Source organism: uncultured Nevskia sp. (assembly GCF_903885465.1).
Lineage (GTDB): Bacteria > Pseudomonadota > Gammaproteobacteria > Nevskiales > Nevskiaceae > Nevskia.
Genome location: NZ_CAISIQ010000216.1, coordinates 1 through 9,077, shown reverse-complemented (window position 1 = coordinate 9,077; position 9,077 = coordinate 1). Strand labels below are relative to the sequence as shown.

The 9,077-nt window shown below is 65.6% G+C and carries 9 protein-coding genes; 2 read left to right on the top strand and 7 right to left on the bottom strand.

All coding sequences use genetic code 11. From position 1 onward, the window contains the following. The 5 genes from QZY06_RS08155 to QZY06_RS08135 all read right to left on the bottom strand — a co-directional run. Window positions 1-761: aldehyde dehydrogenase family protein (locus tag QZY06_RS08155; protein ID WP_295682669.1), on the bottom strand; the 761-nt coding region annotated here is incomplete at its 3' end. A 314-nt stretch (window positions 762-1,075) separates the two neighbouring features. Then, on the bottom strand, window positions 1,076-1,588 hold the full coding sequence (locus QZY06_RS08150) for a hypothetical protein (RefSeq protein ID WP_295682668.1): 513 nt from the start codon (window positions 1,586-1,588) through the stop codon (window positions 1,076-1,078). A gap of 341 nt (window positions 1,589-1,929) precedes the next feature. Next, entirely contained in the window at window positions 1,930-2,208 is a 279-nt protein-coding gene (locus QZY06_RS08145; protein WP_295682665.1) for a cupin domain-containing protein, read from the bottom strand. A gap of 127 nt (window positions 2,209-2,335) precedes the next feature. Further along, window positions 2,336-4,102, bottom strand: coding sequence for an acyclic terpene utilization AtuA family protein (locus QZY06_RS08140; RefSeq protein ID WP_295682662.1), 1,767 nt, complete (start codon window positions 4,100-4,102; stop codon window positions 2,336-2,338). A gap of 2 nt (window positions 4,103-4,104) precedes the next feature. Further along, window positions 4,105-4,887, bottom strand: a complete 783-nt coding sequence (locus tag QZY06_RS08135) for an enoyl-CoA hydratase-related protein (RefSeq protein ID WP_295682660.1) — start codon at window positions 4,885-4,887, stop codon at window positions 4,105-4,107. A gap of 249 nt (window positions 4,888-5,136) precedes the next feature. Here QZY06_RS08135 and QZY06_RS08130 point away from each other — a divergent pair, with 249 nt between their 5' ends. Then, the gene (locus tag QZY06_RS08130; protein ID WP_295682658.1) at window positions 5,137-5,991 is read left to right on the top strand and encodes an SDR family oxidoreductase; all 855 of its coding nucleotides are present in this window, start codon (window positions 5,137-5,139) and stop codon (window positions 5,989-5,991) included. 83 nt (window positions 5,992-6,074) lie between these two features. Next, window positions 6,075-7,727 carry a class I adenylate-forming enzyme family protein gene (locus QZY06_RS08125; RefSeq protein ID WP_295682655.1) on the top strand — a complete coding sequence of 551 codons (1,653 nt, stop codon included), beginning with the start codon at window positions 6,075-6,077 and terminating at the stop codon, window positions 7,725-7,727. Window positions 7,728-7,771: 44 nt separating this feature from the next. Here the strand turns inward: QZY06_RS08125 and QZY06_RS08120 are convergent, their stop codons facing one another. Both QZY06_RS08120 and QZY06_RS08115 read right to left on the bottom strand, forming a co-directional pair. Beyond that, complete coding sequence (locus tag QZY06_RS08120; RefSeq protein ID WP_295682652.1) at window positions 7,772-8,527, bottom strand: enoyl-CoA hydratase/isomerase family protein; 756 nt, start codon at window positions 8,525-8,527, stop codon at window positions 7,772-7,774. A gap of 89 nt (window positions 8,528-8,616) precedes the next feature. Continuing rightward, window positions 8,617-9,077: HNH endonuclease (locus tag QZY06_RS08115; RefSeq protein WP_295682650.1), on the bottom strand; the 461-nt coding region annotated here is incomplete at its 5' end.

Here is a 9,077-nt window from a genome sequence, read left to right as displayed (position 1 = left end):
TTGCCACCGAGTTCCAGCAGACAGCGCTTCAGGTGGGACGCAGCCTTCTGGGCAATGATTCGTCCGACGCGCGTCGAGCCGGTGAAGTTGATCCGTCGAATGGCAGGGTGGGCGATCAGCTCATCGATGACGGCGGGCGCGTCGGCCGGCGCCGTGGTGAGCAGATTCAAGGCACCCGCCGGCAGACCGGCCGCATGCAGAATCTCGACGAGCAGCGCGTGGGTCCGCGGACTGGTCTCGGAAGCTCGGAACACCACCGTGTTTCCGCACACCAGCGGATAGGCGAGCGCACGAGCAGCCAGTACCACCGGCCCGTTCCACGGCGCGATGCTGAGGATGACGCCGACCGACTGCCGGATGGTCATCGACAGCGTGCCAGGTTTGTCGGTGGGAATGGTCTCGCCCTGAATCTGCGTCGCCAGACTCGCGGCTTCCCGGAACAGGCTCGCCGTCAGGCCGACGTTGAAACGCGACCAGAGTTCGGACGCGCCGACCTCCAGCGCCATCGTGCTGACGAACTCGGCAACCTTCTCCTCGACCAGATCCGCCGCCCGAAGCAGAACGCGCCGACGCTCGGTAGGCCCGGTCTGAGACCACACCGCGTAGGCACGGCCGGCGGACTCGGCCGCCGCTCGCGCGTCAGCGATGGACGCCGCCGCCACGGTGGTGATCAGCCGATCATCCGTCGGGTGGCGTCTTGCGAAGGTCTTGCCTTCAGCCGCAGCCCGCGGTGTGTTGTCGATGAGTAGAGAAGTTTCCACTAGCGCGTCTCGGAGCAAGGGCCGGTCTGCGCTGGATCATATTCATGCCTGACTCGCACGAATAACAGTTCCTTCTGATAGCACCCATCGGCGATACCGATACACCGCTATATGGGTCCGCAACCTGCAGCTGGTCTTGCTCTGTGGCCTGGAAGCTGTCGGCACATCAATTGGAACATTGCGTCAGCGAATTTGCGCTCAGAGGCATCGCTGAAATCGCCCGCTCGATCAGTGCTTGCGACGCCAGGAAGCCGTTGATGATTCGCTGGTATAGCGGCAGCAGTATCGGGTTGCCGGTTCGGAAATAGCGCGGCTCAGCGATTCGGCTTGAATGAACTACTAGCGCCCGTACCGCGAGCTACGCGTATACGGTCGCCGTTGGCAACGGTGGCATGGAATGGCTTGCTTTGGTAAGTGAACTGGAACGATTGCGGCGATAGCCAGCCGGTGAATACGAATCCCGACACTTCACCTTTGAATCCAAAGCGGTTAGCGAATGTTTCGAGGTCAAAGGAGCGCGTCTGCACCACCTTGCGGCAGCAACTCTCGAATCCAGTAGTCAGTGTTTCAATGACCACGGACTGATAAATCTCGGAGCGATAGACCACGACGCGTAGCGTCTGCGCTTGAGGTGCCTCGGCAGGAAGCTCTTCAGAGCCCGTGCCAACGGAAAGTGCCTGGCTTTCTCCAGCGGACATGAACTCAATGGAAGGGTAACTGCTATTGCTTTTTACGCTCGCCAGCAGTGCCTCGAATACTTGAGCCACAGAAATGCTTGGCGTCGAAAGCAGAAGCGTAAATATGAGCGTCCGCGTGGATGCGGACATCACGGAAGGGCCCTCTTACAGTTTGGACAATGCTCTGGCGGCCATGGCCTGAAGCCATTGGTACTAAGGCCGAAGGCCTTTTGATCTCTGTACAGCACCGCGGCGCTGCAATAAGGGCAAGAAACGCTCATTAAAGCGACTGACAAACCAATGACTGTTGGGAAGCAACCGTAGAAGAAAGCCTCATGAACTGTGGCCGCAAGAACGCCAAACACTGCCATTGCAGCAAAGCTGATTAACCAGATAGTCACTACTCGTTTCTTCATGGCAGGCAAAGCCCGTTCTCTAGAGTGCCTATGCCACACGGATCGGCTCCAACCTCATTCGCGTCCAAGCATCGCTCACCCAGCAACCTGCCGACTGCCATACAAATAACGGCAACCCGCGGCGCCCACTTCCTCGCGATGCGTTTCGCCGAGATGCATGACGAAGACGTCGCCGGGGCCGCAACGCTGAACCTGGCCACCGCCGGAAATCGTCATTGCGCCAGAGAGCACCAGCCCCCGCACTTCGAAGGGATGCGTGTGCTCCAGGTTGATCAGTCCCGGGGCATATTCGCCGGCGGTGGCCCGGGTGAAGCCGTCGCGCTCGAGCGCGATCTGGAATTGCTGTGCGTCCATTGTCTCCTCCTGCACTAGGCGTTGAACCATGTTTACCGCGCGAAATCGAGCTTAGATCAGCAGTGCCTTCGGGAAAACCTCAAACCGGCCTGGAACGAGCATCGTGTCGACGGCCAGTGCCGGGCTCTCATGCGCGCGACTCGAACAGGGCTTCGGGAACGTCGAGAGGGAAGTCCATCAGGATCTGCGCGAACATCTTTCCCTGCGGATCGTGGCGCAGCGAGGCGATGCCGCCGCCACCGAGCGCACCCTGCATCAGGAAGTTGAAACCCTGCAGGCCCGGCCACTCGTAGCGCTCGACGGACCCGGTGACGAAATGAGCGAACCAGTCTTTCACCGCTGCTGCGGTCAACTGCTCGCTCAGGACCGGGACAAACTCCGGCCGGCGCGCGAGCACGCCGATGTTGGCGGCGTCGCCCTTGTCGCCGGAACGGCCGTAGGCAAGGTCGATCAGGCGGACGCGCCGCACTGGGCCTGTCAGTAGCGGCTCGACCATCACGGGCACGGCTTTCACGGACTGATCGTCGGCGACTTCGATTGGCGCCGGCGACCAGGGCTGAGCGTCGATCTGGATCGGCACTGCGGCCTTCGGCACGAGACAGGACCAGAGGCGCACCAGCGGCGACGGCGTTGGTCGTCCTCCGGCGAATCCGGTCAGGCCCTGGGCCATCGCGGTTGCCGCGGGAATGCACTCGCGGCTGAAGATTTCCAGCGCGCGCTTGTCCGCATGCTGCACGGCGATCTTGAGGATCACTTCGCGGGTGTCGGCGCGGCGCGCATGCGCGCCCCAGTTGGACTCGGCACCCAGCACCTCGATGTGGGTGCGCCGGTAGTCGCCGAGGTTCTGGGCGGCGAACATCCGCCGCGTGCGCGCCAGCACGGCGCCACCGACGGCCTCCGCCTTCCGCACCGCATCGAGGCCACCGACCATCATCGTCGTGGCACAGCGGAAGCCTTCCTGCGCGGTGACGGAGCACTTGTAGTACGGCGACGGTGCTCGTCCGCGCGCGCCCGATACCCGCACCCGATCCGGGCCCGCGGCTTCGACCCGCAGGTCGCGCCAGTCGCAGCTGACATCGGGCAGCAGATAAGCGGCTGGATCGCCGACCTCGTAGACGATCTGTTCGGCGACGGTCTCCGGCACCACGCGTCCGCCGGTGCCCGCCGGCTTGGTCAGCACGAAGCTGCCATCGGGCTCGCAGATGGCGATCGGGAAGCCCATGTGGTCCCAGTCCGCCACCACGGCCTCCCAGTCCGTGGCGATCCCGCCGGTGGCCTGCACGCCGCACTCGATGACATGGCCGGCCAGGCTGCCGGCGGAGAGGCGGTCGTAATCGGTTGGCGTCCAGCCGAAGGCGTGGATCAGCGGGCCCAGCGCCAGGGCGCTGTCGACGCAGCGGCCGGTGATCACGATGTCGGCACCGTCGGCGAGCGCCGCGGCGATCGGGAAGGCACCGAGATAGGCGTTGAAGCTCCAGGGGCTGGCCGGCAGCGGCTCGCCGCTGAACATCTCGCGCAGCTGCGCGAACTCCGCTGCGCGCGGCAGCAGGTCATCGCCGGTGACGATGGCGATCTTCAACGCAATGCCCTGGGCGGCGAGCTTTTCCTCCAGCGCCGCCTTGCAGGCCTGCGGATTCACGCCACCGGCGTTGGTGACCACACGGATGCCGCGCGCCTTGAGGTCTTCCGCCAGCGCGGCCAGCACGCCGGGCAGATCGGTGGCATAGCCCGCCGCAGGGTCCCTGGCTCGGGCCCGCGCGAGCAGGGACATGGTGATCTCCGCCAGATAGTCGAGCACCAGCACGTCGATCTCGCCGGAGCGCACCAGCTGGCGCGGACCTTCCGCGGAATCGCCCCAGAAACCGGCTCCGCAGCCGATGCGCAGAGGCCTCACGGTCAGCGACCCGTGTAGTGCGGCGCGCGCTTGTCGACGAAGGAGGCGCGGCCTTCCTGCGCGTCAGCCGTCGACGCCATCGCCGCGAACATGGCCTGCGAATACTCCAGCGCATCGCGCAGGCTCAGGTCGCGTATCGCGTTGAAGGTCTGCTTGCCCAGGCGCACCGCGGTCGGCGAGGCGCTGGTCACGCGGGCGAGCAGCCAGTCCAGTTTCTCGTCGAGCTGCGCGCGCGGAACCACGTAGTTGACGATGCCCCAGTCCAGCGCCTCCTGAGCGGTGAACTGCTCGCCGGTGATGCAGATCTCCTGCAGGCGCCGCGCCGGGATCACTCGTAGCATGTGCGGCAGGATGGTCATCGGCGTCATGCCGATCCGGGACTCCGGCGCACCGATGCGGATGTCGTCCGCGGCCACCGCCATGTCGCAGGCGCACAGCAATCCGAAGCCGCCGGCCAGGGCATGGCCGTTGACGCGCGCGACGATCGGCAGCGTGCAGTCCTGGATGCGCTTGAACAGTTCGACCATGTAGTGCTGCGGACGCGAATAGTCGACGCCGAAGGGATTGCCGTCCGCGTTCTTCTGCAGATCGCCGCCGGCGCAGAACGCCTTGTCGCCGGCGCCGGTGAGCACGATGGCGCGGCAGGCGCGGTCCGCCACGGCGGCGTCGATGCCCTCGCCGAGCAGACGGATGACTTCCTCGTTGATGGCGTTGCGTCGCTCGGCGCGATTGATGGTGATCCACTGCACGCCGTCACGGCGTTCGACGAGAACGAGGGAGGTCATCGGGGCTCCGGATAAGGCGGCCGCCGGGATGGCGCGTCCGCAGACGGGCTGCATTACTCATTGGAAAACTTCCTGTTGTCAATGCTTTGGCAACGATCCAGGGCCATCAGTATTAAAAAGAATGGAGCTTGATGTTCCTCGTCGTTCCTGCGAGATTTCCATTAGTGAGTTCAACTCAATTTCGAAGACGATGGCGATGCCCGAGGGTTCCTGCAGCTGCTTCATCCAGGCCTGCACCGGGCGGCGGTCATGAGCGATGCCGACCCGCTGCTCGATGAGCTCTGGCAGCACCCGAGTGCCTTTCGGCCGGATCTCTTCGCCGGCCAGGTGGCGCTGGTCTGTGGCGGTGGCAGCGGCATCGGTCGCGCCGTGGCGCTGCTCCTGGCGCGCCTGGGTGCCACGGTGGTGGTCACCGGCCGCAAGCAGGACAAGCTCGACCGCGTGGTCGACTACGCTCGGGCGCAGGGCGCAACGATGCACGGCTACGCCGCGCAGCTGCGCGAGCACGAGCAGGTGCTGGCGCTGTACGCGCGCATCGAGGCAGAAGTCGGCATGCCGGACCTGGTGATCAACAGCGCTGGCGGCCAGTTTCCGCAGAACGCCATCGACATCAGCCCCGGCGGCTGGAACGCGGTGATCACCAACAATCTCAACAACACCTGGTTCGTGATGCAGCGCGCGGCGCAGCGCTGGCGCGACCTGAAGCGCGGCGGTTCGATCGTCAACGTGATCGTGGTGCTGGAGCGCGGCATGCCGGGCGTGGCACACACGCAGGCCGCACGTGCGGGCATCGTCGGCGCCATGCGCACGGTGGCGGTGGAGTGGGCGCCGCTGGGCATCCGCGTCAACTGCGTCGCGCCCGGCCTGACTGCGAGCGAGGGCCTGGACGTCTATCCGGCCGAAGCGGTGGCCGAATTCCCGCTGGCCAATCCGTTCAAGCGGCCGGGCTCGCCGATGGAGATCGCCGAATCCTGCGTGTTCCTGTCCTCGCCCAGCGCCAGCTTCATCACCGGCGAGACGCTGACCGTCGACGGCGGCGGCAAGCTGTGGGGCGAGCTGTGGCTGGCCGGACGTCCCGAGTGGTACCGGTCGCCAGCTAGCTAGGCGCAAGGGCTCTTTTCCAGCGAACGTAGGGTGGCCGCTACGCGTTCGCGCCGGTCCGCGCAAAAATCCTTCGGAGAGCATCGATGAAGCTGGACGTCGAGAACCTGTACGACCGCCGCGCGGACCATCGCTGGGAGCGCGTCAGCGTGGGCGACATCTTCGAACGCATGACCTGGAGTCAGCCGGACAAGCTGGCGCTGGTGGCCGCACCCTGTGCGGTGCGCGATCCGCAGTTCGCGCGCGTCACTTACCGGCAGGCGGACCAGGCGGCGAACGCGATCGCCCACGGTCTGCTGGCGCATGGCCTGGTGCGCGGCGCGCGCGTGGCGCTGTTCTGCGATAACTCGATCGAAGCCTTCCTCGTCAAGATCGCCTGCGCCAAGGCTGGCCTGGTGGCGATGCCGCTCAACACCATGATGGCCGCCGACATGCTCGAGCACTCGCTGAGACAGGTGGGTGCGGCGGCCGCGATCATCGATGCCGAAGCCTGGCCCAGGGCGAAAGGACCGCTGACGGCGGTCGGCCTTCCGGTGCTGGCGACGATCGTCACCCCCGAGGGCGACAGCGCCGGGCTGCCGTCCCTGGCGCAACTGATGCACGGCCAGCCGGCGACCGAACCCGAGGTGCGCATCCACGGCGACGACATCTGGGAAATCCTGATGACCTCGGGCACCACTGCGATGCCCAAGGCGGTGATGATCTCCCACACCTGCACCTATCTCGCGGGCCTCAACCAGGCCTCGGCGTATTCGCGCGGCGTGCCGGTCGAGTCCGACTACCGCGTCTGCTCCTTCCTGCCGATGATCTATCACGTCGGCGACCAGATCTTTCCGATGTCGGCCCTGCTCTCGGGCGGCAGCGTGGTGCTGGGCCGTACGCCGACGCCAGCGAACCTCTGCGCCGCCATCGACCGCGAACGCCCTTCAGCCTATTTCGTCGGATCGCCGCAGTTCCTGGCCGACCTGGTGCGCACCGCCGAAGCCTCCGACCCGGTGCCGGATCTGGGCAGCCTGCGTGTTGTGATCTACGGCTGGGGCGCGGTCGATCCTGCCGTGCGCGAGCGGCTCAAACGGCTGAGCCCGCAGGCCAGCCTCGTCGGCATCTTCGGCCAGACCGAGTGCATCGCGCTGCATCGTTTCCCGGTCGAGCAGTATTCCGAGGTCTACCAGCAGACCGCACCGGCGACCAACGTCGTCGGCCTGCCGACACCGCTGCTCGCGTCGACGGTGATGGACGAGGAGGGCCGCTCGCTGCACGGCCAGCCCGGAGTACGCGGCGAGGTGGTGTATCGCTCGCCGATCATCACCGCCGGCTACTTCCGCGACGAGCCGGCCACGCGCGCCGCCTTCCGTCACGGCTGGTTTCATAGCGGTGACCTGTGCGAGTTCCGCGACGACGGCCTGCGGGTTATGGTGGACCGCTACAAGGACGTGGTGAAGTCCGGGGGCGAGAACGTTTCCAGCCTGCGGGTGGAATCCGTCATCGCGCAGTTTCCCGGCGTGGCCCGCGTCGCCGTCGTCGGCCTGCCGGATCCGCGCTGGGGCGAAAGGGTTACCGCGGTCGTCGTGCCACGGCCGGGCGAGACCATCGACGAAACGGCCCTGATCGCGTTCTGTCGCGAGCGTCTTGCGGGCTTCGAAACACCCAAGCGTGTCGTGCTGATGGACGATCTGCCGGCGACCGTCGGCGGCAAGGTGCTCAAGTACAAGCTGCGCGAAATGCTGGCGACGCGCTGAGCCCGCATCGTGTTTCGGGGCGCGCTTCTTCGGCCTGCCGGCTTCTACCTCGCCGGTTTGAACGTCTTTTCGACGTAGGCCCGAATGCCTGCGGCCGTCTGCGGGCTCGCCCAGTGCGCCAGTGCCTGCTGGTCGTAGGCCGGACCCTCGGCACGAATCCGGGCAACCGATGCCGCGCGCAGCGCCTGCTTGGTCAGGGCAAAGGCTTGCAACGGCACCTCGGCCAGCGATTCCGCGAGGGTGATCGCGCGTTCGAGTACCTGCCCGGGGGCCAGCAGTTCGTCGGCGAGTCCCCGTTGCAGGGCCTCTTCGCCGGCAAAGGTATCGGAGCCGTACAGCACGCTCTGCAGATACCGGTGGGTGACTGCGAAGCGCATGATTTCCAGAGCGCTCATGGGCAGCGGAACACCGACCTTGAGCTCGGGCACGCCGGTCCGCGCGCCTTCGGCGAGCACCCGCTGATCGGCTGCGCAAGCCAGCACGCAACCGCCGGCGATGGCCGCACCATTGATCGCCGCGATCACCGGCTTGGGGCATTCGAACACTGCGTTGAACATCGCGCTGAGCGCCGGCAGGAAGCATTCGACATAGGCCATCCCGCCGTCGACGATGCGCAGGAGATCGACTCCAGCCGAGAAGATGCGGCCCTGGCCGACGATGACGACTGCCCGGCACGGGTCCGCCGCCAGGGCGCGGAACTGTTCGGCCAGCGCTACACAGAACTCCACATCCATGGTGTTGGCCTTGCCATGGCTCATGGTCAGCACGGCAATATCGTTCTTGCGAGCGATCTCGAACACTGTGTTTCTCCTGACAGGTTTACCGGGCCACGCAGCTAGCGCAGCGCTGCTTCGGCACTAGCGAACGTGGACTTGCACGACGCTCAACTTCAAGCCGAAACAGGAACCTTCTTGCGCGCGTAGGCCAGCAGGAATTCCATCTGATCGGCCAGGATCCGGCGGTTCGACAGGATCAGGTACTGGGCCAGGTTGGGGATGTAGGGCACGGCCAGCAGCTTCATGCCGGCTTCTTCAGGCGTGCGGTCGTCCTTGTACTGGTTGCAGTTGCGGCAGGCGGTGACACAGTTTTCCCAGATGCTGCCGCCACCACGGGACGCCGGGATGATGTGATCGCGGGTCAGATCGTTCGGCGAGAACTGCCGGCCGCAGTACAGGCAGAGGTTGCGATCGCGCTGGAACAGTGTGCGGTTGGTCAGCAGCGGCGCGTTGCCGCCACTGAAGCGGCGCGAACGATCGGCGACGGCGATGATCGAGCCGATGCGCAGCTCCGACGGCAGCCCGGTGCGGCCATTGGTGCCGCCACGGATGATGAATTGCTCGGCACCGGCTT